The 23,977-nt window shown below is 67.1% G+C and carries 25 protein-coding genes; 15 read left to right on the top strand and 10 right to left on the bottom strand.

Features of this window, described 5'->3' with window-relative positions; genetic code table 11:
- Positions 1–58 precede the first annotated feature (58 nt).
- Positions 59–460: an FKBP-type peptidyl-prolyl cis-trans isomerase gene (locus tag G3W89_RS13375; protein ID WP_443083206.1), complete on the top strand. Its 402-nt coding sequence runs from the start codon at positions 59–61 to the stop codon at positions 458–460.
- Between the two features lie 15 nt (positions 461–475).
- Here the strand turns inward: G3W89_RS13375 and G3W89_RS13380 are convergent, their stop codons facing one another.
- Positions 476–2,074: a glucan biosynthesis protein gene (locus G3W89_RS13380; RefSeq protein WP_162574536.1), complete on the bottom strand. Its 1,599-nt coding sequence runs from the start codon at positions 2,072–2,074 to the stop codon at positions 476–478.
- 183 nt (positions 2,075–2,257) lie between these two features.
- Between G3W89_RS13380 and ada the strand changes: the two genes are divergently transcribed.
- From ada to alkB, 3 genes are read left to right on the top strand one after another with little or no spacing between them, the layout of a single operon-like run.
- Positions 2,258–3,337, top strand: coding sequence for a bifunctional DNA-binding transcriptional regulator/O6-methylguanine-DNA methyltransferase Ada (gene ada / locus G3W89_RS13385; protein WP_197893552.1), 1,080 nt, complete (start codon positions 2,258–2,260; stop codon positions 3,335–3,337).
- Positions 3,334–4,017: a 2OG-Fe(II) oxygenase gene (locus G3W89_RS13390; RefSeq protein WP_162574538.1), complete on the top strand. Its 684-nt coding sequence runs from the start codon at positions 3,334–3,336 to the stop codon at positions 4,015–4,017. The genes ada and G3W89_RS13390 overlap by 4 nt, the downstream gene beginning before the upstream one ends.
- A 3-nt stretch (positions 4,018–4,020) precedes the next feature.
- The gene (alkB, locus tag G3W89_RS13395; protein ID WP_162574539.1) at positions 4,021–4,677 is read left to right on the top strand and encodes a DNA oxidative demethylase AlkB; all 657 of its coding nucleotides are present in this window, start codon (positions 4,021–4,023) and stop codon (positions 4,675–4,677) included.
- Positions 4,678–4,682: 5 nt separating this feature from the next.
- Here the strand turns inward: alkB and G3W89_RS13400 are convergent, their stop codons facing one another.
- Together G3W89_RS13400 and G3W89_RS13405 are read right to left on the bottom strand one after the other, a co-directional pair.
- Positions 4,683–5,213: a 4-hydroxylaminobenzoate lyase gene (locus G3W89_RS13400; RefSeq protein ID WP_162574540.1), complete on the bottom strand. Its 531-nt coding sequence runs from the start codon at positions 5,211–5,213 to the stop codon at positions 4,683–4,685.
- A 20-nt stretch (positions 5,214–5,233) separates the two neighbouring features.
- On the bottom strand, positions 5,234–6,226 hold the full coding sequence (locus G3W89_RS13405; protein ID WP_162574541.1) for a tripartite tricarboxylate transporter substrate-binding protein: 993 nt from the start codon (positions 6,224–6,226) through the stop codon (positions 5,234–5,236).
- A gap of 99 nt (positions 6,227–6,325) precedes the next feature.
- Between G3W89_RS13405 and G3W89_RS13410 the strand changes: the two genes are divergently transcribed.
- Together G3W89_RS13410 and G3W89_RS13415 are read left to right on the top strand one after the other, a co-directional pair.
- On the top strand, positions 6,326–7,321 hold the full coding sequence (locus tag G3W89_RS13410) for a LysR family transcriptional regulator (protein WP_232076518.1): 996 nt from the start codon (positions 6,326–6,328) through the stop codon (positions 7,319–7,321).
- Positions 7,314–8,105: a nitroreductase gene (locus tag G3W89_RS13415; protein ID WP_332107442.1), complete on the top strand. Its 792-nt coding sequence runs from the start codon at positions 7,314–7,316 to the stop codon at positions 8,103–8,105. The genes G3W89_RS13410 and G3W89_RS13415 overlap by 8 nt, the downstream gene beginning before the upstream one ends.
- Positions 8,106–8,197: 92 nt before the next feature.
- On the opposite strand, the gene G3W89_RS13420 is transcribed toward G3W89_RS13415, so the two are convergent.
- From G3W89_RS13420 to G3W89_RS13430, 3 genes are read right to left on the bottom strand one after another with little or no spacing between them, the layout of a single operon-like run.
- Positions 8,198–8,443: a type II toxin-antitoxin system Phd/YefM family antitoxin gene (locus G3W89_RS13420; RefSeq protein WP_162574542.1), complete on the bottom strand. Its 246-nt coding sequence runs from the start codon at positions 8,441–8,443 to the stop codon at positions 8,198–8,200.
- Positions 8,444–8,449: 6 nt separating this feature from the next.
- Positions 8,450–10,141: an alpha/beta fold hydrolase gene (locus G3W89_RS13425; protein ID WP_162574543.1), complete on the bottom strand. Its 1,692-nt coding sequence runs from the start codon at positions 10,139–10,141 to the stop codon at positions 8,450–8,452.
- Positions 10,142–10,145: 4 nt separating this feature from the next.
- Complete coding sequence (locus G3W89_RS13430; protein ID WP_162574544.1) at positions 10,146–10,733, bottom strand: LuxR C-terminal-related transcriptional regulator; 588 nt, start codon at positions 10,731–10,733, stop codon at positions 10,146–10,148.
- A 75-nt stretch (positions 10,734–10,808) separates the two neighbouring features.
- On the opposite strand from G3W89_RS13430, the gene G3W89_RS13435 reads away from it, so the two are divergent.
- From G3W89_RS13435 to G3W89_RS13445, 3 genes are all read left to right on the top strand, one after another.
- A complete protein-coding gene (locus G3W89_RS13435) occupies positions 10,809–11,609 on the top strand; it encodes a CoA transferase subunit A (protein ID WP_162574545.1) in 801 nt (266 codons plus the stop codon).
- Between the two features lies 1 nt (position 11,610).
- Entirely contained in the window at positions 11,611–12,249 is a 639-nt protein-coding gene (locus tag G3W89_RS13440; RefSeq protein ID WP_162574546.1) for a 3-oxoacid CoA-transferase subunit B, read from the top strand.
- 204 nt (positions 12,250–12,453) lie between these two features.
- Entirely contained in the window at positions 12,454–13,029 is a 576-nt protein-coding gene (locus G3W89_RS13445; protein WP_232076520.1) for a DUF4142 domain-containing protein, read from the top strand.
- A gap of 397 nt (positions 13,030–13,426) precedes the next feature.
- On the opposite strand, the gene G3W89_RS13450 is transcribed toward G3W89_RS13445, so the two are convergent.
- The 4 genes from G3W89_RS13450 to G3W89_RS13465 form a co-directional block, all read right to left on the bottom strand.
- On the bottom strand, positions 13,427–14,287 hold the full coding sequence (locus G3W89_RS13450; protein WP_232076522.1) for an NAD(P)-binding protein: 861 nt from the start codon (positions 14,285–14,287) through the stop codon (positions 13,427–13,429).
- Between the two features lie 102 nt (positions 14,288–14,389).
- Positions 14,390–14,632: a hypothetical protein gene (locus G3W89_RS13455; RefSeq protein WP_162574547.1), complete on the bottom strand. Its 243-nt coding sequence runs from the start codon at positions 14,630–14,632 to the stop codon at positions 14,390–14,392.
- 150 nt (positions 14,633–14,782) lie between these two features.
- Entirely contained in the window at positions 14,783–15,163 is a 381-nt protein-coding gene (locus G3W89_RS13460; RefSeq protein WP_162574548.1) for a cupin domain-containing protein, read from the bottom strand.
- Between the two features lie 147 nt (positions 15,164–15,310).
- Positions 15,311–16,207 carry a LysR family transcriptional regulator gene (locus tag G3W89_RS13465; RefSeq protein WP_162574549.1) on the bottom strand — a complete coding sequence of 299 codons (897 nt, stop codon included), beginning with the start codon at positions 16,205–16,207 and terminating at the stop codon, positions 15,311–15,313.
- A 99-nt stretch (positions 16,208–16,306) separates the two neighbouring features.
- On the opposite strand from G3W89_RS13465, the gene G3W89_RS13470 reads away from it, so the two are divergent.
- The 6 genes from G3W89_RS13470 (at position 16,307) to G3W89_RS13495 (ending at position 23,973) form a co-directional block, all read left to right on the top strand.
- Positions 16,307–17,827 carry a CoA-acylating methylmalonate-semialdehyde dehydrogenase gene (locus G3W89_RS13470; protein WP_162574550.1) on the top strand — a complete coding sequence of 507 codons (1,521 nt, stop codon included), beginning with the start codon at positions 16,307–16,309 and terminating at the stop codon, positions 17,825–17,827.
- 10 nt (positions 17,828–17,837) lie between these two features.
- Positions 17,838–18,992, top strand: a complete 1,155-nt coding sequence (locus G3W89_RS13475; RefSeq protein ID WP_162574551.1) for an acyl-CoA dehydrogenase family protein — start codon at positions 17,838–17,840, stop codon at positions 18,990–18,992.
- Between the two features lie 71 nt (positions 18,993–19,063).
- Positions 19,064–20,179 carry an enoyl-CoA hydratase/isomerase family protein gene (locus tag G3W89_RS13480; RefSeq protein ID WP_162574552.1) on the top strand — a complete coding sequence of 372 codons (1,116 nt, stop codon included), beginning with the start codon at positions 19,064–19,066 and terminating at the stop codon, positions 20,177–20,179.
- A 51-nt stretch (positions 20,180–20,230) separates the two neighbouring features.
- Positions 20,231–21,127 carry a 3-hydroxyisobutyrate dehydrogenase gene (gene mmsB / locus G3W89_RS13485; RefSeq protein ID WP_162574553.1) on the top strand — a complete coding sequence of 299 codons (897 nt, stop codon included), beginning with the start codon at positions 20,231–20,233 and terminating at the stop codon, positions 21,125–21,127.
- 299 nt (positions 21,128–21,426) lie between these two features.
- Positions 21,427–23,211, top strand: coding sequence for an ATP-dependent metallopeptidase FtsH/Yme1/Tma family protein (locus tag G3W89_RS13490; RefSeq protein ID WP_162574554.1), 1,785 nt, complete (start codon positions 21,427–21,429; stop codon positions 23,209–23,211).
- Positions 23,212–23,325: 114 nt separating this feature from the next.
- Complete coding sequence (locus G3W89_RS13495; RefSeq protein ID WP_162574555.1) at positions 23,326–23,973, top strand: TetR/AcrR family transcriptional regulator; 648 nt, start codon at positions 23,326–23,328, stop codon at positions 23,971–23,973.
- The last annotated feature ends 4 nt before the right edge of the window (positions 23,974–23,977 follow it).

Genomic DNA, 23,977 nt, shown 5'->3' on the forward strand with positions numbered 1-23,977 from the left:
AAATAATGGACTGTTTTCAACCAATCCGGGAGACTGTCACGTGCATTCCTTTTTTCGCCTGACCACCGCAGCCCTCGCGTCCTTGTGTGCGTTGCCCCTCGCGCTCGCGCAGACAGCGCCCGTCACCACGCCCAGCGGGCTGGTCTACCAATCGCTCAAGGAGGGCAGCGGCGCCTCGCCGTCGGCCACCGACGTCGTCAAGGTGCACTACCGCGGCACCTTTCCGGACAGCGGCAAGGAGTTCGACAGCTCCTACAAGCGCAACGAGCCGACTGAGTTCCCGCTCAATGGCGTGATCCCGTGCTGGACCGAAGGGGTGCAGAAGATGAAGCCCGGTGGCAAGGCCAAGCTGACCTGCCCGCCTGCCATTGCTTATGGGACGCGCGGCGCGGGCGGGGTGATTCCGCCGAATGCGACCTTGAACTTCGAGATCGAGTTGATTTCGGTAACGAAGCGCTGATTTAGCGGAGACGCGTCAGCCGGGCTGGTACTGGTACAGCCAGGTCTCCGTCAGCGTCTGCTCGCCGTTCCTGAGGTAGAGCCGCATGTCCACCGGCTCCGTGCCCTCGGCCGTGAAGTCGAACTGCGCGCGCCAGTGGCCCGGCACGCCATTGGGCACTGCCTCCGCGAAGATGTACGAGAACTTGCCGCGCGAGGCCGTGAGCACCAGCTCGGGCTTGACGCCGAAGGGGATGGCTTCGAGCGGCTTGCCGATGAATTCGACCATGAACTTGCGCACGCCCGCCGGACGCTGCGTGCCCGGCTCGCCGCCGCGGCCCAAGCGCGTGGCAATGCAGCGCGCCAGCGGCGAGGGGAAGGGCTCCTGGTCGGTCCAGTGCAGCCGGTACTTGAGCTGGTAGCTCATGCCGGCCTTGGCTGGCGCCTTGGGCACCCAGCAGGCCAGGATGTTGTCGTGGATCTCGTCGTCCGTCGGAATCTCGATCAGCTGCACCGAGCCCTCGCCCCAGTCGCCCAGCGGCTCGACCCACAGGCTGGGCCGCTTCTCGTAGAGCACGCCGTCCTGGTAGTGGTCGAAGTTGCGGTCGCGCTGCAGCAGGCCGAAGCCGCGCGGGCGCGTGTCGCCGAAGGCCGAGGCGCGGGTCTGCGCCGGGTTGTTGAGCGGTCGCCAGATGCGTTCGCCCGCACCGTTCCAGATCGCAAGGCCGTCCGAGTCGTGCACCTCGGGACGCCAGTCGATGGCGGTCGGCTTGATCGCCTCGCCATACCAGAACATCGAGGTCAGCGGCACCAGTCCGAGGCGGCCGACGTCGCGGCGCAGGAACAGGCGCGCCTCGATGTCCATCACCACCGCCTGGGTCCGCTGCATCACGAACTTGTAGGCACCGGTGATGCTCGGGCCTTCCAGCAGGGCATACACCGTCATGGTGTTGGCCTCGGGGTTGGCCGGCGGCTCGAAGTAGAAGCGGGTGAAGTTGGGAAACTCCTCGGGCCGGTCAGGCATGGCCGCGTCGAGCGCAATGCCTCGCGCCGACAGTCCGTACTGGTAGAGCTCGCCGATGGCGCGGAAGTAGGAGGCGCCGAGGAAGGCGACCCAGTCGTTGGTCTGCCACGCCAGCTTCTTCTGGTCGCCCAGGCGGCTTTCCTGCAGGCGGAAGCCGGCGAAGCCGGCGCCCTCGCGCAGCTGGCGCGCGGGGCTGTCCGCGGGCATCGTGAAATAGGCGCTGTCGTAGAGGATCTCGCGCGCGAAGCCGTCGCCGCTGGCGGCCTCCGTCACGTACATGTGGACCGGCGCCTGGAAGTAGCGGCCCAGGTGGAAGAAGGTGACGGGGAACTGGCCGGGGCCGTCGCGGAACACCGCGAGCTCGGGGTTGTACTTGATCTTGCCGTGCGCGTCGTAGTCGATGCGCTGCAGCACCTCGGCGGGCAGCGAGGTATCGGGCACGTAGGGCCTTCCCGCGAGGGCCTTGGCGTCGGTAACAAGACGTTCGAAAGAGAAGGGGCGGGGTTGGCTGAGCTTGACTGCCTCTGCCGCGAGGGCATCTGCAGGGAATCCGAGGGCGGCGAGCGCCATGGAGGCGCCACCGGCGGTGAGGAGTGAACGGCGGTCGATCATCGGCCAAGATGGTAACGAGGCCAGCCCCTGCGCTCCGTAGGCCGAGGGCGCAAGCCCCGAGCGCCAGGAGGCGGCCTTGTCCTACGATCGAATTCGAGAGCAAGACCCGGAGTGCGCATGCGAGGCCCGATCTACAGAATCGGCACATCGATCCATGACATGCCGAAAGGACTTGCAATGAACATGATGAGCAACGCAAACGAAATCCGTGCCCTCCAGACCGTGAGCGACCCGCGCTGGGCGACGGTGGTCGCGCGCGACGCCGCGGCCGACGGGCAGTTCTTCTATTCGGTGCGCAGCACCGGCGTGTACTGCCGGCCGTCGTGCGGGGCGCGTCAGCCGCGTCCCGAGAACGTGGCCTTCCACGCGACGGCGGCCGATGCGGAGCGCGCGGGCTTCAGGCCCTGCAGGCGCTGCAAGCCCGACCAGCCGGCACGTGCCGCGCAGCAGGCAGCCCTGGTGGCCGAACTGTGCCGCTTCATCGAGAACGCCGACGAGGCGCCGACGCTGAGTGAACTGGCCGAGCGCGCGGGGCTCAGCAGCTTTCACCTGCATCGGATCTTCAAGGAAGCGACCGGGCTCACACCCAAGGCCTATGCCGCGGCGCATCGTGCAAGGCGCGTGCGTGATGCGCTCGCGCGCAGTGAAAGCGTGACGGACGCGATCTACGACGCCGGCTACAACTCCAACGGCCGCTTCTACGAGCGCTCCAACGAGGTGCTGGGCATGACACCGACACGCTTCCGCGCGGGCGGCGCCGACACCGACATCCGCTTCGCCATCGGTCAATGCGCGCTCGGCGCCATCCTGGTGGCGCAGAGCGAACGCGGCGTCTGCGCCATCGCGCTGGGCGATGACCCTGATGTGCTGGCGCGCGAGCTGCAGGACCGCTTCCCGCAGGCCCGCCTGATCGGCGGCGACCCGGCCTTCGAGGAACTGGTCGCGCGCGTGGTGGGGTTCGTCGAGGCGCCGGGCGTGGGGCTGGACCTGCCGCTTGACGTGCGCGGCACGGCGTTCCAGCAGCGGGTGTGGCAGGCGCTGCGCGACATTCCGCCGGGCAGCACGGCGAGCTATGCCGAGATCGCCGAGCGCATCGGCAGCCCGAAGTCGGTGCGCGCCGTGGCGCAGGCCTGCGGTGCCAACGCACTCGCCGTGGCAATTCCCTGTCATCGCGTGGTGCGCAGCGACGGCGCGCTCTCAGGCTATCGCTGGGGCGTGGAGCGCAAGAGCGCACTGCTGAAGCGGGAGGCCGAGCCGGCATGATCGACTGGGACCGCGTGGTGCTGGACCTCGATGCAGAGGGCAGCGCGCTGATCGAAGGCCTGCTGTCGCGCGACGAATGCGAGGCGCTCGCGGCCTTGTATCCGCTCGATCCGCTGTTCCGCAGCCGCGTGCTGATGGAGCGCCACGGCTTCGGGCGCGGCGAGTACAAGTACTTCGACTACCCGCTGCCCGAGCGGTTGGCGCGCCTGCGCGAGGCGATGTACCCGGAGCTCGCGCCCATCGCCAACCGATGGAACCAGGCCATGGGCATCGAGGTGCGCTACCCGCCGGAACACGCGGAGTTCATCGCACGCTGCCATGCGGCCGGGCAGACGCGGCCTACGCCATTGCTGCTGCAATACGGCGAGGGCGACTACAACTGCCTGCACCAGGATCTCTACGGCGAGCACGTGTTCCCGCTGCAGCTGGTGATCCTCCTGTCCGAGCCGGGGCGCGATTTCACGGGCGGCGAGTTCGTGATGACCGAGCAGCGCCCGCGCATGCAGTCGCGTCCGATGGTGCTGCCGCTGCGCCAGGGCGATGCAGCGGTGATCGCCGTGCACCACCGCCCGGTGCAGGGCACGCGAGGCGTTTATCGCGTCAACCTGCGCCATGGCGTGAGCCGGGTGCGCTCGGGGCATCGGCATACGGCGGGCATCATCTTTCACGATGCAGCCTGACACATGACCCCCGATCTCTTCGACGATCTGGACGCGCCCGCACTGCCGGCGACGCAGCCCCTCGCGCCCGGCGCGGTGCTGCTGCGCGGCTTCGCGCGACCGCACGAAGGGCAGCTGTTGGCCGGGGTTGAAGCAGTGCTGGCGCGGGCACCGCTGCGTCACCTGGTGACGCCTGGCGGCTTTCGCATGTCGGTGGCGATGAGCAACTGCGGGCGGCTGGGCTGGGTTTCGGAGCTCGGCGGGTATCGCTACGACGCGAACGATCCCGACAGCGGGCGGCCCTGGCCCGTGATGCCGGATGCGTTCCTCGAACTGGCCGCGGCCGCCGCGCGCGCGAGCGGCTTCGAGGGCTTCGCACCGGACGCCTGCCTGATCAACCGCTACGAGCCCGGCACCCGGCTCTCGCTGCATCAGGATCGTGATGAAGGCAACTACGACTGGCCCATCGTCTCCGTCTCGCTGGGCCTGCCGGCCGTGTTCCTGTTCGGCGGCCCGAAACGCTCGGACAAGGCGCAGCGGGTGCCGCTTGCGCACGGCGACGTGGTGGTGTGGGGCGGGCCTTCGCGGCTGCACTACCACGGCGTGCTGCCGGTGAAGGAGGGCACGCATTCCCTGACGGGTGCCTGCCGCATCAACCTGACCTTTCGCAAGGCGGGCTGAAGCGCTCAGGCCGGCGGCTGGATGTCGTACGAAATCCGCCCGGCTGGCAAGTAGAACAGTGCAATGACGGCGCCTCCCTTGGCCTCGGGATAGTGATGGCTCCCCGGCGCCGGCGCTGTCCACCCTCCGTAGCACCAGCCGTTGGGGCCCGCGAGCGCCGCGCCATCGTTCAGTGGCACGACCATGTTGAACTCTCCATACGGATGCGCGTGGTAGTCGCCGCGAAAGCTGTCCTCGATGTTGCCCTGGTCGTTGCCTGTGCTGTCCATGTAGACGGCGGTGATGCTGAAGCCGAGCGTTTGCGGCGTGGCCTCGCTGATGCGGCTGCGCCGGTAGCGTTGGCCGCGAATCTCGACGTTGGCGGCCCAGCCATCGCGCACGCCGGCCTTCACCAGCGCCGCGAGCCGTTCGTAGAGCGCGCTGCCGGGGCCGTGGGTTGCGTTCAGCCATCGCTCGACCTCGGAGCCCGCGGTCATGTTCTTGATCTGCTCGAGGAAGGGCAGGCTGGCGGCGATGAGTTGTTCCTGGTCGGTCATGGGGGTTGCTCCTTGTGTGCTCATTCGTCGGCCTTGAAGCCGGACGCTGCGACGATCGGTTTCCACCGCTCGCGTTCGACGGCCATGAACTGCGCGTACTCGGCAGAGCCGACGTAGGCCGCCTCGAGGCCGATCTGTTCCAGGCCGCCGACCAGCGCCTTGTCGCCGCCTGCCGTACGCGTTGCGGCTGCGAGCGCGGAGACCACCGGGTCCGGCGTGCCGGCCGGCGCGAACAGGCCGTAGCTTTCCACGCCCACGACCGACCCGAAGCCCTGCTCGGCGAAGCTGGGAACGTCCTTGAGAAAGCGGGAGCGCCGCTCACTGCTCACGGCCAGCAGCCGCAGCTTGCCGCTGCCCAGGTATTGCAGGAAGTCGCCGACGAAGCCGAAATAGGCAGGCACCTGCCCGCCCAGCAGGTCCTGCAGTGCAGGTGCGGAGCCGCGGTAGGGCACGTGGGCCAGCGGAACGCCCGCCGCCTCGGAGAAGCGGAAACCGAGGAATTGCGCCAACGACCCGGCGGCGGGCGAGGCATAGCTGCGGCCGGCCTCGTTCGCCTTCAGCCACCGAACATAGTCGGCCAGCGTGCGCACCTGGGTGGGGACGGCCGTGCTGATCGCGAGCACGCAGGTGGAAGAAGCCAGTGCGGCGATCGGGCGCAGGTCGCGCACCGGGTCGTACGACAGGCGCGTGTAGACATGCGGATAAATCGTCATCGCCGAGGTCTGGGTGCACAGCACGATGCTGCCGTCCGCGCGCTCGCGCTTCATCTGCGCCGTCGCAATGCGGCCCGCCGCGCCGGGCCGGTTGTCGACCAGGTAAGCACGACCTTGTGTGCGCCATGCCTCGGCCAGGCGCCGGGCGGTCTGATCCATGGTGCCGCCGGCCGGATAGCCGACGACGATGCGACCCGGCGTGCCGTCGGTCTGCGCGCGGGCCGGGCCGGCGAGCAGGCTGGGGACCGGCACGAGGCAGGCCACATACTTGGCGAATCGTCGGCGGGAGAGTTCGGTCATGGCGGGCTCCATCGGTTGTGGTGCAGGCCTGGACAGTGCCAGCGCCGCGCCGCCGCCGGAAGCGATGAATCTGCAACCGCCACATGCACGAGGTGCAACATGACCACGAGAGCGCAGGCCGCGCTGACCGCAAGGCGCATCGACCTGAACCTGCTGCGCGTCTTCGACGCCGTCTTCGAGGACCGCAACCTGCTGCGTGCGGGCAAGCGGCTGCACCTGAGCCAATCGGCGATCAGCCATGCACTGGGCCGCTTGCGCGAGGCACTGCAGGACGAGCTCTTCGTGCGGACCCCCAAGGGCATGGAGCCGACCGCCCGGGCGCTCGCCATGGCGCCGGCCTTGCGAGAGGCCTTGCGCAGCATTCACGACACGCTCGGTGTGCAGCCCTTCGAGCCCGCGAGCACCACGCGCAGCTTCGTGGTCGCAGCCAACGACTACCTGACGTCGGTGCTGCTGACACGGCTGGCTGCCTGCATGGGCGAGGCGGCGCCGGCCATCGATCTCGTGGTGCGTCCTTCGACGCGACTGGACCTCGCGGAGCAGATCGATGTCGGCCGCATCGACATCGCGCTCGGAGTTTTTGCCGAGGTCCCGACCCGCTTCCAGAGCGCGCGCCTGTGGTTGCAGGAAGATGTATTGGTGTTCCGGCGCGGGCATGCGCTCGCGCGGCGCAAGCCGCGCATCGCCGACCTTGCGGAGTTCCCGCTGCTGACCGTGTCGCTGGGCGGACAGGAGGAAGGCGCCGTCAGCGGCTTCATCGCCGAGCGCGGCCTGGCGCGCCAGTCGGAGATGTTCGACCGCGCCGCGCTGGAGGATGCACTGGCTTTGGCCGGGCTGCATCCGCGCTACCGCATCACCGTGCCGCACTCGCTGGCCGTGCCCGACCTGCTCGCCGGCAGTGACATGGTGTCGATCGTTCCGGCGCCGCTGGCGCAAGCCTTCGTCGCGCGGCGCGAGCTGATGGCGAAGGCGCTGCCCTATGTGTCCCAGCACGCCCCCATGCGCGCCGTCTGGCATCGGCGGCACGAGCACGATCCGGCGCATGTCTGGCTGAGGGAGCAGCTCGCCCGGCTCGCGATGTCGTTTCATGCATGAGCAACTTGCGCAGAGTTCAGTGGATGCCGGCGCGCTGCTGGTGCACCATGGCCACATGACGAAATCAGATCCCGTTCCTGTCCTGGCCGAGCGCGATGCCCTCGCCGGCATCGTGGACGCCGTGATCCGATCGCGAAGCGCCGTGCGCGCCTTCAGCCCGGCGCCCGTGCCGCGCGCCGTGGTCGCAGAGATCCTGGGCGTGGCGCGCTGCGCGCCGAGCAATTCCAACACGCAGCCGTGGAGGGTGCATGTGCTGGAAGGCGAGCCCAAGCGGCGCCTGGGCGAAGCGCTGATGCAGGCGCACGAGCGCAACGAGCTGCCGCCTTCAGCGCATTTCCCTGCCGACCTGCCGGCGGAGTGCGCGTCGCGGCAGTCCGACTTTGGCGCCCGCTACTACGCCGCGCTGCGGATCGAACGGACGGACCTGGCGGCGCGCTACCGGCAGTCCGGACGCAACCTCTGCTTCTTCGATGCGCCGGTCGGGCTGCTCTTCACCATCGACAGCCGGCTTACGCGGCACAGCTGGGCCGACTACGGCATGTTCCTTCAGACGATCATGATTGCCGCAAGGGCCCGGGGGCTCGATACCTGCCCGCAGGTCTCGTTCGTGCGGTACGAGCCGGTCATCTCGCAATTCCTCGGGCTTCCCGCCACGCAGGCGCTGGTCTGCGGCATGTCACTGGGCTATGCAGAGGCGGAAGCGCAGGTGAACGATCTCCGGATGCCCAGGGAAGCGGTCGAGGATTTCACTGTGTTCTGGGGTTTCGGCGGGCCGGGCGCCTAGTGCTGTGAGGAGGGCTCCCAGCGATCGGGCATGGTCGCGCTCTGAGTCGCTGCTCGGATTGCTGGACTCGCCGGGCGGGCTTTCGACAACTTTCAACAAGCTGTCCAACACGCCGTTGGCCCTGGCCACGCCATCGAAGCCGGCGATGTAGTTGTGATTTTCAGCAGCGCCAGCGTTTGTTGAGTTTGCTCGAACGAGGCGACATCCTGCAAGATTGCCTTGGCTTCTCCGTTCTCGGTGATGATCAGCGGCTCACGCTCCTGAGTGAGGTGTATTGATACGTCGGCAGCATTGGCCTTGAGGTCGCTGATCGGCTTAATTCGAGATGAATGGCGCATGTCGGTCTATTTCCATTGGGAGAGTCCGAATGGAATCTTTGTATGGTCCTGGCGCGTGCTTGTCGGACTGGCTTTCCGAGGCCGCGAAGACGCTTCCCAGCGCTCGTCCGTGGTCGCGGCGAGGCTCTTGAGGTCGCTCCACGACCTGGCGCCGTGCACTTTGGAGGCACCCGTCACCGCCGCCTTCGCGAACGCCACCATGCGTTCCTGCAGGTAGCGCAGGTCGTCCGGGTCCCAGGTCTCGATCGAATGCGGGCCGCGCGCCACCACGATTTCCTTCAGGCCGCGGATGCGGTCGTAGGCGGCGACGGTGCCCTCCAGGCTCTCGGCGCGGTCCCACAGTCCTTTGCCGAAGAACGCGGCCGGCCAGCGCGCCATGCCCGCGAGCGTGGCCGAATTTGGATAGAAGGCGATGTGATGCTCGGCCGCCATGCCGCCGAGGAACAGGTTGCGATCGGCCAGGTCGGGCGCCGCCGGCACGTAGCCCGCGCCACTTGCGAAGGAGGCGAGCAGGATCGCGCCCTTGATGTTCGTGTAGCCCTTCGGCGGCGCGCAGGTGACGACCGGCATGTCGTAGCTGCAGGACTCGACGAAATTCTTGGTTATCGCCCAGGCCGTCGACATCGAGCCGCGCGAGTAGCCGCCGAGCAGGATGGGGATCTGCCTGGCGTTCATGCCGGCCAGCAGCCTGCCGCCCGCCGCACTGCCTTCAAGCAACTGGCGCGAGGGCGTGAGCATGCGCAGGCCTCGGCCGCTTTCCAATTGCTCCAGCACGCGGAACACGTCCTCTCCTTGTTCGAGCGTGTTCGTGTCGCTGAAGCCGCCGGAGATGCCCTCGCCGCGGCGGTCATAGGCCAGCACGTCGAAACCGGCGGCATTCAGCGCCTGCAGGTTCTCGCGCCACCAGCGCTGGCCCATGGTCTCGGTGGTGGCGTTGGGGAAGGCGATGGCGATGGTCAGGCCCGTGACGGCGTCGATGCGGTAGGCCTTCTCGTCCGGGTGCTGGATGGCGGTCATCTGCCCGCCGCCGCCGTTGGCCATGATCACCAGCGCACGCAGGCGGCCACCCTTGCCGTCGTCCACGCCCGCGCCTTCGATGTACCAGCCGCGCAGCTTGATCGTGTCCTGCATCTTCAGCTCGATGTGCTCGAAGGTGTCGCGCGGCGCGCTGAACTCGACGGTGTAGGTGCGCGGCTCGGCCTGCGCGATCGACTCGCGGTAAGGTGCCTTCGCGAAGAAGGCGGGGCGCCGGATGTCGCTCAGATCCACCTCGCCTTCGGGGTCGATCCGGCCGGACGAATCGACCACGCCGGTGGAACGCGTGGCGCGCTCCTTGTTGGGTGGGAGCCAGCGCTGCATCTGGGCATCGATGCGTCGGAAGCAGGTGGCGTCGGCTTTGCAGGAATTCCAGCGCCCCTTGAGCTTGGCATCGGTGAATTCATCGACGTAGAAGTCGTGGCCTCGGTAGTCTGGCGGCGGACGATACGCGCTCAGCAACAACGGGACGCAGGCAGTCGTGCCGTTCGCATTCGGAAGCAGATAGCCCGGCAGTTCGGCGTTGCGATCGGCGCCCACGCGGGCATGGCAGTCGCTGGGCTGCGGTGCGGCGCCGGCCTCGCGCGGCGCTGGCTCCCCGACGGTGCCGCAGGCCGCCAGGGCGCAGGCGGCGAGTGCAGGGACGAAGATGTTTCGCAGCATGCGCTCAGCCCGCCATGAGCTTCTGCACCAGCTCCCCGGTGGTCGCGGCGGCGTACTTGCGCATTAGCCGCGCGCGATGGATTTCGACAGTGCGGTGGCTGATGCCCAGCGCCCGCCCGATCTCCTTCGAGGTCAGACCCTTCATCAGCTGTGCCGCCACCTCGCGCTCGCGCGGCGTGAGCTCGGCCTTCGCCGCGCGGCGCGAGCCGAGGTCCTCGAAGGTCCAGATGCCGGCCTCGTGTGGCGCCGCGCGGTTGAGCGCCTGGCCGCTCACGTGGCACCAGAAGGTCTCGCCAGCAAAGGCGCCGTGCAGGCCGCCGACGCGCCGCATCATGCGGTTGTCGGCGTAGCGGCCGCTGGCGTTGAGGATCGGCTCCATGCGCTTGCCGATGCGCTCGAATTCGGCGACGCTCGGGTACAGCACGCGGAAGGACTGCCCGATCAGCACGTCGCGGGTGGCGCCGAACATTTCGCACAGGCGCGCGTTGCAATCGACGATGATCCGATGGCGCGACAGCACCATGCCCACCGGCGCCTCCTCGAAGGCGAGCCGGTAGTCGATGGGAGCGAAGGCGGTGTCCGGTGTCTCCATTACGAAATACTACGTATGCGCATACGTAGTATCGTCCGGCTTGTCCCTCAACCACCCATTTCCGAACGAGGAATCATGGCGAACAAGATCTATCCCTCCGCCGATGCGGCGCTCAAGGGCGTCGTTGCCGATGGCCAGACGCTCGCAGTCGGCGGCTTCGGCCTGTGCGGCATCCCCGAGGCCCTGATCGACGCCCTGCGCGATTCGGGCGTCAAGGACCTGACCTGCATCTCCAACAACGCCGGCGTCGATGGCTTCGGCCTCGGCAAGCTGCTCGAGACGCGCCAGATCAAGAAGATGATCGCGAGCTACGTCGGCGAGAACAAGGAATTCGAGCGCCAGTTCCTGGCCAAGGAGCTGGAGCTCGAGTTCACGCCCCAGGGCACGCTGGCCGAGAAGCTGCGCGCTGGCGGTGCGGGCATCCCGGCCTTCTTCACCAAGACCGGCGTCGGCACGCTGGTGGCCGAGGGCAAGGAGCTGCGCGAGTTCGACGGCGAGACCTACGTCATGGAGCGTTCGCTGGTGCCCGACGTGGCGCTGGTCAAGGCCGACGTGGCCGACAAGTCCGGCAACCTGCGCTTCCGCCTGACGGCGCGCAACTTCAATCCGGCCGCAGCGATGGCCGGGAAGCTCTGCATCGTCGAGGTCGAGAAGATCGTCGAGGTCGGCGAACTGGCCCCGGACGACATTCATCTGCCGGGCATCTACGTGCATCGCATCGTGCTCAATGCCCATCCCGAAAAGCGGATCGAGAAGCGCACCGTGAGCGCGGCGGTCGACGTGGCCGCTGCCAAGGTCGAAGCGCAGGCCGCCATTGCCCAGGCAGCCGCCGGCAGTGAGGTGCCGGCCCCCGTCAAGAACAGCAAAGGAATCTGAAATGCCCTGGACCCAAGACCAGATGGCGGCACGCGCCGCCCAGGAGCTGGAAGACGGCTTCTACGTGAACCTCGGCATCGGCATTCCCACGCTGGTGGCCAACTTCGTCGGCGACAAGGAAGTCTGGCTGCAGAGCGAGAACGGCATGCTGGGCATCGGCCCCTTCCCGACGGAAGACCAGGTCGACGCCGACCTGATCAACGCCGGCAAGCAGACCGTGACCACGCTGCCCGGCTCGGCCATTTTCGGCAGCCACGACAGCTTCGCGATGATTCGCGGGGGCAAGATCAATCTTTCGATCCTCGGTGCCATGCAGGTCAGCGCCAGCGGCGACCTGGCCAACTGGATGATCCCGGGCAAGATGGTCAAGGGCATGGGCGGCGCCATGGACCTGGTGGCCGGCGTGAAGCGGGTGATCGTGCTGATGGAGCACGTCGCGCGCAAGAAGGACGGCACCGAGGATCTCAAGATCCTTGAGGAGTGCACCCTCCCGCTGACGGGCGTCGGCGTGGTGGACCGCATCATCACCGACCTGGCCGTGATGGACGTCACGCCCGAGGGCCTGAAGGTGGTCGAGCTGGCAGACGGCGTGACCTTCGAGGCGCTGCAGGCGAAGACCGGCGTCAAGCTCCTGCACTGAGCCGTACCCGCCAAGCGGCAACAGGCAGCGCTTCGCGGACTTGCTCTCTCTTCATCGAAAGAGAGGGCATGACTTCCCTGATGCGCTCTTTCCAAGCTCATCCATGTGCCCATCGAAGGATGGCGGCAGGCGTCGCCGATGGCCTACAACATCGGCTGCGACCTCTCTGCACATTGCTCCCACCACATCACTTTGGAGCAAGACATGATGCATTCAACGACGCGAACATTGGCCATTGCTGCCGTCGCCGCAGCCGGCTTGATGATTCAGTTCAACACGGCCGCTCAGCAGCAGCAGCAACGTGCCGGCACCGGAAGTGCCGCTACCGCCAAGGGAGCGACGTCGAAGTTCAGCAGTGGGGACGCAGGCATGTTGCGCGACATTGCACAGGCCAACATGGCAGAGATCGAGACCGGGCGCGTGGCGCTGGAAAAATCTCAGAACGCGGACGTGAAGAAGTTCGCCCAGATGATGGTGGATGATCACACGAAGGCCATGGCGGACGTGAAGGAGCTGGCCAGCGCCAAGGGCGCTGAGCTGCCGGATGGGGTCGACATGAAGCACAAGGCCACCATGGTCGAGTTCAAGGCCTTGAAGGGCGACACCTTCGACAGCCAGTACATGAAGCATGCCGGCGTGGGCGACCACGAGAACACGCTCAAGCTGCTCAAGAAGACGCAGGCGGAAGCGGCCGATGCGGACCTGAAGGCGCTCGCGACCAAGATGACGCCGGTGGTGCAAGAGCACCTGAAGCACGCGCAGGGCATGGCGAAGAAGTAGCGCGGAGCTTCCAAGCTCGCAGTGCTGAAGCGGCCGGTGCCTTCCCGCGCAGACCAGCCCGGCTGCATGGACCTTGGCGGCGTGCTGCCGACCGGCCCTGGCGGGTTCATACTGCGCGCCGCACGGCGGCGAAAGGCGCACTTTGCCGCGCTGTGGACCGTCATCCTGATCGCGGCCTCGTGCGGCATTGCAGCGCAGTACGCGATGAAGCTCATCGTGGACACGATGGCGCAGGGTCGCCACGATGCAGCGATCTGTACCAGGACGGGACGAACGAAGGCAGCCGCGTGGCAGAGAGCTGGACGAGGTACGTCAGCGTTGCGGATTTCATCGCCGCACCATGTCGCCCAGCGTTTCAAGGGCGCTCACCAGAATCTGCGCGTGCTGCGCTTCGTCGTTACGGAAGAGGCCCAGCGAAATCGCGGTCCGCCGCGGCGAGGGCCACCGTTTCGGCGGCAGCGCTGCACTTGGCGAGCAGGGTGATCCCAAGCCATCGGTGGCGTCCGCGCACTCCATGCGCACGCGCAGATCCTCGCGATCTGCATCGGCCTGGGGGCCGAACCTGCGCGAAATCGGCTTGCGGCAGGAAGTCGATGTGCTCGTGCGCGATCATGCGTTCGAACATGCGCGTGTAGCCGTGCAGCGGCATGCACTGGTAGCGGTCCTGGAAGTACCGGTCGTCGTCGTCGGTTCGCGTGGGCACCCGTGAAGTCACCGATCGGTCGAGCAGGGACGCGTCGCGCCCCATTGCTTGCGGGTGTAGCCTTCGAAGAACTTGCGGTAGAGCTCTTCGCCCACCTGGCTGATCACGACGTCGCGCGAACTCTTGATCTCGATCCCGGGCGACGCGCGCTCGGCAAGGAAGCGCTGCGTCACCCGCTGCGTCGAGCTGAAGGCCGAAGAGCCCGTTGATCGTCGTGAGATTGATGGGGATGGGCAGTAGCTGCCCGTCGACCTGCGCGAGCACCCGGTGCTCATAAGGTCGCCACTGCGTGAACTGCGAAAGATAGTCCAGGATCTCGAGCGAATTGGTGTGAAAGATATGCGGCCCGTAGCGGTGCACCATGACGCCGTGCTCGTCCAGATGATCGTAGGCGTTGCCGCCGATGGGTGGCCTTCGATCGATGATCAGAACACGCAGGCCGAGCTGGCTGGTGAGCCGCTCGGCGAGGACGCAACCCGCGGATCCGCCGCCGACGATCAGGAAGTCGTAGGCGCGCGCGGTCGCGCAGGCAAGAGATATTGGTTCGGCGGTCATGGCTGGGTCTGTTGGTGAGTGACTCAGCCATAGGCGGCAAGCGGCGTGCCCGGCGCCAAGGGCAAGAGCGCACCGGTTCCGCCGGCGCGCACGCGCTGAGCATCAACGCGAGAGGGCGGCCACGATCATCGAAAGACCGAAGCTGGAAAAGGTCATGGACAGGGCGACAAGCAGGATCTGGGTCTTGCGCGAGAGCTTGTGCCAGATCTCGACGGACCGGACGGCGGTTTGGTGTAGCACGGATTGCAGAAAGGCAGAGATGCGGGACCTCGTGGGCCGCAGTTGATGCAAGGGCTGAAGGCTGGAATGCAGGTTATCCAGCGAGGTCGCAGCGGCTGAGCTCATGACAATCTCCGATCAGTGGGGCGCCGGATTCATCTCTTTCCTGCGCATGATCGAAGTATTTGGTTTTCAGGTTTTCACTACATCGCCCGGAGGAGCCACTTCGGCGTGATCGGAGGGCCAAGGCACAAGGGCCATGGTCCGGCCCGAGACTCAAGCCTGAGTTGATACCGCCGCGGCCGGTGTGAAACCTGTCACGAGTTGCATGGCTTCAGCCCCGATATTGACCACCTGGCTGTCGATCCCGGCGGGCAGCACCAGGCTGCAGGGGGCGTGGAAGCGTTGGGCCGCGCCGTCGACCACGAGCTTGCCGTGGCCGGAGAGCACGAGCACGACCCGGGCACATTCGATGGGCTGGAGATCGACGCGTGCGTCGATCTCGAGGACTTCCATCCAGAGCTCGAAAGGCGCAAAACCCAGGCCTCGATGGACCGCGGCAAAGCGCTGCCGCCCTTCGGCGTGGAGGCGAGGCAGGGTGGAGTGGTCGATGACATGCATGATTTTTGGGAGTTTTGACCGGCGCGTACCCGTCATCTCGCGCGGGTCTGGATACTCTTGAGGGTCTGACGCCAGTGTTCCCCGTCCAGCGCGTGGTGCCTAGGCCAATCAAGAGCCAATGGCGAGCCAATGGACGGCTCCTGAGGCGTGTACTTGGCTCTATTGCCGCCCCCCGGAAGGGGTTCAGGCCTCGGGTGGCAGCAGGACAGTCCGCTGCGCCTCCACCGTCTCGCGCAGAAAGCCCCAGACCGCCTGCATCCGCGCCAGGTGCTTGCTCTCGGCCGGCATCGACATCCAGAACGTGCGCGTGAAGTTCGCCTCCCCTGGCAGCACGGTCCGCAGCCGCGAATCGCGCCCGGCAAGAAAAGCGGGCAGCACCGCGATGCCCGTGCCGGCTGCCGCCGCGTGGTGCTGGGCCAGGATGCTGGTGCTGCGCAGTGCGAACGCGTCCGGACGGTACAGCTCGTCCAGGTACTGCAGTTCCTTGCTGAACAGCAGGTCGTCGACATAACTGATGAAGGTGTGGCCCCGCAAATCCTCGCGCGAGGCGATGCGCGGGTGCGCGGCCAGATAGTCCACGGACGCGTAGAGCCGGAGCACGTAGTCGGTCAGCTTGGTGACCACCACCGAGCCCCGGGCCGGGCGCTCCAGCGAGATCACGATGTCCGCCTCGCGGCGTGACAGGTGCACCAGCCGCGGCATCGCCAGCAGATCGATCACCAGCCTGGGATGCTGTTGCGCGAACCGCGCGAGCTCTGGCGCGAGCACCACCGTGCCGAAGCCCTCGGTGGCACCGATGCGCACCAGGCCCGACAAGCCCTCCTGTGCCCCCGGCGTCGCGCTCTCGATCGCGAGGAAGGCCCCTTCCATGGCCTCGACCTGCGGCTGCAGCCGCCGCCCGGCTTCCGTCAGTCGATGCCCGGCGGCTTCGCGGGCGAAGAGGGCGGTACCGATCTCCTTCTCCAGCGCCTGGATGCGCCGCGCCACTGTCGTGTGATCGACTGTCAGCCGGCGCGCCGCGCTCACCAGCGTGCCGCTGCGTGCCAGCTCCAGGAAGAAACGCAGGTTGTCCCAATCCATGCGTTGCGATTATGCAGATGCTCGGTGCACATTTGTCTATTGCCATGGCAAAAGTGCAAAGCTAGCATGGCATCGAAGCCCCAACCCCGGAGACAAACCATGGATGCCACCACAACCCCCGCGACCGAGGTCGCCACCGTCAAGCTGCTCATCGGCGGCAAGTTCATCGAGTCAAAGACCAGCGAATGGCGCGACATCGTCAACCCCGCCACGCAGGAAGTGCTGGCGCGCGTGCCTTTTGCGACGCAGGAAGAGGTCGATGCCGCCGTCGCCTCGGCCCAGCACGCCTTCAAGACCTGGCGCAAGACCGCGATCGGCGCCCGCGCGCGCATCTTCCTCAAGTATCAGCAGCTGATCCGCGAGCACATGGGCGAGCTGGCCGCCATCCTCACCGCCGAGCAGGGCAAGACCCTGCCCGATGCCGAGGGAGACGTGTTCCGTGGCCTCGAGGTGGTCGAGCATGCCGCGGGCATCGGCAACCTGCAGCTCGGCGAGATGGCCAACAACGTCGCAGGCGGGGTCGACACCTACACGCTGCTGCAGCCGCTGGGCGTGTGCGCGGGCATCACGCCCTTCAACTTCCCGGCCATGATCCCGCTGTGGATGTTCCCGATGGCCATCGTCACAGGCAACACCTTCGTGCTCAAGCCCTCGGAGCAGGACCCGATGGTGACGATGCGCCTCGCCGAGCTGGCGCTGGAGGCCGGCATCCCGCCGGGCGTGCTCAACGTCGTGCATGGCGGCGAGGCCGTGGTCAACGCGATCTGCGACCACAAGGACATCAAGGCGATCTCCTTCGTCGGTTCGACCAGGGTCGGCACCCACGTCTACAACCGCGCCACGCTGGCCGGCAAGCGCGTGCAATGCATGATGGGCGCGAAGAACCACGCCATCGTCATGCCCGATGCGCACAAGGACCAGTCGCTCAACGCCCTTGTCGGCGCGAGCTTTGGCGCGGCGGGGCAGCGCTGCATGGCGGTCTCGGTCGCGGTGCTGGTGGGCGATGCGCGCAAGTGGATTCCCGAACTGGTCGAGAAGGCGAAGTCACTGAAGATGGGCGCCGGCACGGAGAAGGGCGTGGACGTGGGCCCACTGGTCTCGTGCGCGGCCTACGAGCGCGTCACCGGCCTGATCGAGCGCGGCGTGGCCGAGGGTGCGACGCTGGAGCTCGACGGCCGCAAGCCCACGGTGCCGGGCTACGAGAAGGGCAACTTCGTCGGCCCGACCATCTTCTCCGGCGTCAAGCCGGGCATGACGATCTATGACCAGGAGGTCTTCGGGCCGGTTCTGTGCGTGGCGGGTGCCGAGAGCATCGACGAGGCGATCGAGATGATCAACGCCAACCCGAACGGCAACGGCACCGCGATCTTCACGCAGTCTGGCGCGGCGGCGCGGCGCTTCCAGGAAGACATCGACGTAGGCCAGGTGGGCATCAATGTGCCGATCCCGGTGCCGGTGCCGATGTTCTCCTTCACCGGCTCGCGCGCGTCGAAGCTCGGCGACCTCGGGCCCTACGGCAAGCAGGTCGTGCTGTTCTATACGCAGACCAAGACCGTCACGGCACGCTGGTTCGACGACGCCACGGCGCACGGCCTCAACACCACGATCAGCCTGAAGTAGTCTAGGCTGCATGGACTTCGAACTTTCCGAGGAGCAGCGCGCCTTCGCCCGCACCGCGCGCGAGTTCGCGCTCGCCGAGTTCGCTCCGCATGCCGCGCGGTGGGATGCGGAAGCCATCTTCCCGAAGGAGGCGATCGCCAAGGCCGGCGAGCTCGGCTTCTGCGGCCTGTATGCGCCGGAGCGCATCGAGGGACTGGCGCTGCCGCGCCTCGATGCCACGCTGGTTTTCGAGGAAATGGCGGCGGTCGACCCCTCTACCACGGCCTTCATCACCATCCACAACATGGCCACGTGGATGCTCGGCACCTGGGGCACGCCGGCCGTGTGCGAGCGTTGGGGCGCCGACCTGACCAGCGGCCGCAAGCTGGCTTCCTACTGCCTGACCGAGCCCGGCGCCGGCTCGGATGCCGGCGCGCTCAAGACGCGCGCCGAACTGGAGGGTGCCGAGTACGTGATCAACGGCGGCAAGGCTTTCATCTCGGGCGCCGGCGCGACCGACGTGCTGGTGCTGATGGCCCGCACCGGCGGCGGCGGCGCGGGCGGCATCTCGGCGATGGCGGTGCCGGCCGATGCGCCCGGCATCAGCTATGGCAAGAAGGAACACAAGATGGGCTGGAACAGCCAGCCCACTCGCACCATCAGCTTCGACAATGTGCGGGTACCGGCCGAGAACCTGCTGGGCGTGGAGGGCGAGGGCTTCCGCATCGCAATGAAGGGCCTGGACGGCGGCCGCATCAACATCGCGACCTGCTCGGTCGGCGCGGCTCAGGGTGCACTCGACGCAGCGCGGCGCTACCTGCACGAGCGCCAGCAGTTCGGAAAGCCGCTGGCGAGCTTTCAGGCGCTGCAGTTCAAGCTGGCCGACATGGCGACCGAACTCGTGGCCGCGCGCCAGATGGTGCGGCTGGCGGCAAGCAAGCTCGACGCGGGCCATGCCGATGCCAGCACCTATTGCGCCATGGCCAAGCGCTTTGCCACGGACGCCGGCTTCAACGTCTGCAACGAGGCGCTCCAGCTGCATGGCGGCTACGGCTACCTGAGCGAATTTCCGCTGGAGCGGCTGGTGCGCGATGCGCGCGTGCACCAGATCCTCGAAGGCACCAACGAAATCATGCGCGTGATCGTCTCGCGCAAGCTGCTGGAGGGCGATGGCGATATTCGCTGAGCCTGACATCGAAAATCGGACAGCCGAACGCAGGGAGTCTGCGTTCCGGACGCAAACCCCGCACCTGAAACATGACCGACCCAGTAGTTCTCTTCGATGAAATCAAGACCGCCGGGGGCCTGCGCTTCGGCGTCGCCACCCTCAATGCGCCGACCTCCCTCAATTCGCTTTCGGTGGCAATGGTGCGGCTGCTGACGCCGAAGTTGCGTGAATGGGCGCAGGACCCTTCCGTGGCCGGCGTGCTGCTGCAGTCGGCGGGCGAAAAGGCCTTCTGCGCCGGTGGCGACCTGCGGCAGCTCTATCAGACACTCCTGGTGTGCGGACCGGCACGCAACACCTATGCGGAGGATTTCTTTCGTGAGGAGTATGTGCTCGACCACCTGATCCATACCTTCCCGAAGCCCCTGCTGTGCTGGGGCCACGGCATCGTGATGGGCGGCGGCGTGGGCTTGATGGTGGGTGCCTCGCACCGGGTGGTCACACCGCAGAGCCGCGTCGCGATGCCCGAGATCAACATCGGCCTGTACCCCGACGTGGGCGGCAGCTGGTTCCTGCGGCGCATGCCAGGGCGGGTGGGCCTGTTCCTGGCGTTGACCGCGGCGCCCCTCAATGCGGCCGATGCGATCTTCTGCGGATTGGCGGACATCGTGGTGCCGCACGAGCGCAAGGCGCATTTGGTGGATGCCATTGCGGCGGCGGCCTGGCGCGTCGAGGCCGACGCGGATCGGGCCACGCTCTCGCGCCTGCTCGCACGGTCAGGCCAGGGCACGGACGCCCAGCCGTCGAAAGTGCGCGAGCATTTCGACACCATCAACGAACTGATGGCGGGCGACGACCTGCTGGACATCGCGAAGCGCCTGCGCGCGCTGAAGTCGGAGGATCCGTGGCTGCAAGGCGCGGCCCAGACCTTCACGAAAGGCTCGCCCAGCTCCGCCGCCGTGTCCTTCGCGCTGTGGCAGCGCGTGACCCGCATGTCGCTGGCAGAGGTGTTCCGCCTCGAGTACCGGGCCTCGCTGGGCTTCTGCGCGCACAAGGATTTCGCGGAGGGCATCCGCGCACTCCTCATAGAAAAGGACCGCAACCCGAAGTGGAGCCCAGCCACGCTCGAAGAGATCACGCAGGAGTTCGTCGAGGACCACTTGAGGCCACGTGGCGAAATGCCACAGGAGCTCGCAGAGCTCGTGTAAAAAAAGGGGCCGCCCTGTGCGTCCGCTATCCGCATCCACTGGAGACAACAAATGAAGATCGCATTCATCGGCCTGGGCAACATGGGCGCCCCCATGGCCCACAACCTGCACAAGGCCGGCCACGGGCTGAGCGCCTTCGACCTCTCGGCAGAGGCTTGCAGGAAGCTCGGCGCAGAGGGCGTGTCCATTGCGCCGTCCGCCGCCGACTCGCTGGCCGGCGCCGAGGTGGTGATCAGCATGCTTCCCGCGAGCCAGCACGTGGAATCGCTTTATTTCGGCAGCGAGGGCCAGTCCGGGCTGCTGGAGCGGATTGCGCCGGGCACGCTCGTGATCGACAGCAGCACCATCGCCGCGGCCACGTCACGCAAGCTGGCGCAAGCCGGCGCGAAACGGGGCATCGCGGTTCTCGATGCGCCAGTTTCAGGCGGCACCGGTGGCGCGATCGCGGGGACGCTGACCTTCATGGTGGGCGGCGCCGCAGCCGACCTCGAGCGCGCGCGTCCGGTGCTGGAGAAGATGGGCGCCAACATCTTCCACGCCGGCGAGGCCGGCGCGGGCCAGACGGCCAAGATCTGCAACAACATGCTGCTCGGCATCCTGATGATCGGCACGTCGGAAGCCATCGCACTCGGTGTTGCCAATGGGCTGGATCCCAAGGTGCTCTCCGAGATCATGCGCCGCAGTTCGGGCGGCAATTGGGCGCTCGAGAAGTACAACCCGCTGCCGGGCGTGATGGAGAGCGCGCCGGCGTCCAAGGGCTACGCGGGCGGCTTCGGAACCGACCTCATGCTCAAGGACCTTGGCCTGGCGCAGGAAAACGCGGCAGCCGTTCGCGCAGCCACGCCGCTGGGCGGGCTGGCGCGCAACCTGTACGCCGCCCATAGCCTGGCGGGGCACGGGTCCCTGGATTTCTCCAGCGTGATCAAGCTGGTGCAGAAGGCCGGCTGAGTTTCCTTGGTCGCGGCGGCGGTGCCTGCCGCGGTCAGCCCGGGTCGCCGCGCGCGGCGAGAGCGAGCCGCAGGCCGAGATGCGCCAGCGCAACGCGCAGGGGCGCCAACAATTGCACGCACGCCGGCTGTTACCTGCACGCCGCGTCGTCCCTGCCGCTTTGCGCCCGTGCGATTGCCTACGATCCGGCCTCACGACCGCGTCTTTTCTCCATGAAGCATTTCCACCGACTCCTCCGCTCCAAGCCCCGGCTGAGCCTTGCACTCGTCCTTGCCTTTGCCGCACTCGCCGGCGCAGCCATGTTCTTTCTGCTTCGGCCTGCGCCAGCCGTCCAAGCCTTGGACGGGCCGGCCCGCGCGATGCGCAGCACGCCGGATGCGTGGACAGCGCTCGAGAAGGATGGCTCCGACCTGTTGCGTGACCTGCGTGCCGGCCATGTCGACGCCGTGGGCCTGGCGCCGAATGCGCTTCTTGTCTCCACCACCGGCGGCGAACGCTACTTTGTCGTCGATGGCCGCGGCTCCTTTGCCGCGCTGGTCATCTCGCAGGCCCAGGAAGCCGGCGTCCATCCCTTCCAGCTCGTCGTGCTGCCGGACAGCACAGTCGGTGCGCCTGCCGCGGACAGCCGTGCGCTCACGACGGCACGTGACCTGGCCGCCATCTTCCTGCCCCTCTTCCTGCTCGCCCTCGTGGTCTACACCATGCGCGACTCGATCGGCGGCGCAGCGAAGCTGGTCGAGAAGCCTGCCGGCGTCGGCTTCGACGATGTGATTGGTGCTGGCGAGGCCAAGCATGCGCTGCAGGACATCGTCGATTACCTGAAGGACCCGAGCCGCTACCGCGCCATCGGTGCGCGGGCACCATGCGGCGTGCTCCTGTTAGGGGGCCCGGGTGTCGGCAAGACCCTCCTGGCGAAGGCGCTGGCGGGCGAGTGCGGCGCAAACTTCATCGCTACCAACGGCAGCGAATTCACGTCGAAGTTCTACGGCGTGGGCGTGCAAAAGGTCAAGAAGCTCTTCGAAACCGCACGCAAGAATGCGCCCTGCATCCTGTTCATCGACGAGCTCGACGGCATCTCCAAGCGCACCTCGTCGGGCGCGGGGCCGGCCGAATCGGAAAGCAACCGCATCATCAACCAGCTGCTGGTCGAGATGGACGGGTTCGACGCGAACGAGGGCGTGATCGTGGTCGGCGCCACGAACCTGGAGGAGCATCTCGACGAGGCGCTGCTGCGCGAAGGCCGCTTCGACCGACGTGTCCACGTCAGGCTGCCCGACGTGCGCGATCGCTGCGCGATCTTCAGGCTGTACACCGGCAAGCTGCGCACCGAAGGCGCAATCGACCACGAGCAGCTCGCCCGACTGACCACCGGCCTGTCCCCGGCCACCATCGCGCACATCGTCAATCATTCCGCACTCGTGGCCGCGCGCGCAGGCAGTCGCGCTGTCGCGATGGGCCAGTTGATGGAAGCCATCGAGACGACGCGCATCGGCGAGCTCAACGGGGCCCAGCGCGCGCTGGGCGAGCGCGAGCGCCGCTACATCGCGGTGCATGAAGCCGGGCATGCCCTGGTCTCGGCGGCGCTGGGCTACGGCAAGGTCGAGAAGGTCACCATCCTGCCGCGCGGCGGCGCGCTCGGAGTCACGCTCGTCACGCAGGAAGAGGACCAGACGCTCGTGCTCAGGAGCGACATGGAGAAGCACATCCAGATGCTGCTTGGCGGACGCAACGCCGAGCTGGCCGTTTTCGACGAAGCATCGAGCGGGGCCAGCCAGGATCTCCAGCAGGCCTCCAGGCTGGCGCTCGACATGGTGGGGCGCTACGGTTTCGGCCAGGACGGCGCGCTCTTCAGCATAGGCGCGCTGCCGGCGCAGCACGCCTCACGACAGATCTCGGCCGCGGTGCGCCAGGCCAACCAGCTGCTCGAGGCGCTGAACCTTCAGTGCCAACATGTTCTGCGCGCACATCGCCGGGCGCTGGACGCGTTGACCGAGGAGCTCCTGGCGCAAGAGACGGTGTCTGGCGACCGCGTGCTGGAACTGGTCGGTGCGCGTGGGCCGGTGCCAGTGGCGCTCGTGGCCTGAGTGCCTGGCCGACTGTCAAAAAACCTCGGGGAGATCATCGCAAGTCAGCTTGGCGCACAGGACCGCGTGCTATTCTTTTTCGGATCTGGGCACCTGTTCCAACAATCGTCGGCCATGGCTTCACAACGACAAAAGCAGGCGGATCGTGTGCCGCGCACGCGCGTGGACAAGTTCGCCGAACGGCGCGCCGAACTCGGCGAGGCCGCGCTGCAGACGCTGGCCGCGTTGGGCTATGCCCGCACCAGCCTGCGCGAGATCGCTCAGAACTCGGAGTTCTCGCATGGCGTGCTTCACTACTACTTCAGCGACAAGGTCGACCTGATTGTCTGCAGCGTGCGCCAGTACAAGGCGCGGTGCGTCACCCGATACGACCGCGTGACCGCGGATGCCGCCAGTTACGACGAGATGATGGAAGGCTTCCTGCGCGCCCTGGGCAACACCCTGCGCGACGAGGCGCACATGCACCGGCTGTGGTACGACCTGCGCGCCCAGGCGCTGTTCGCGGACGCCTTTCGCGCCGACGTGGCCGCCATCGACAAGAGCCTGGAGAACATGGTCCTGCGCGTCATGCGGCGCTTTTCGGCGCTGGCAGAGGTGCCGCTGGCGTTGTCGCCGTCGGTGCTCTACGCCTTGTTCGATGGGCTGTTCCAGCATTACCTGCTGCGTCACCTGTCGGGCAGCGAGGATGCCGTCGAGGAATTGCGGGCGGATGCGCGCAGCGCGATCGACACGCTGTTCGGCGTAACCGCACACGCCGAGTAGGGCA

Origin of the sequence: Variovorax sp. PBL-H6 (assembly GCF_901827155.1) — a bacterium.
GTDB lineage: Bacteria > Pseudomonadota > Gammaproteobacteria > Burkholderiales > Burkholderiaceae_C > Variovorax.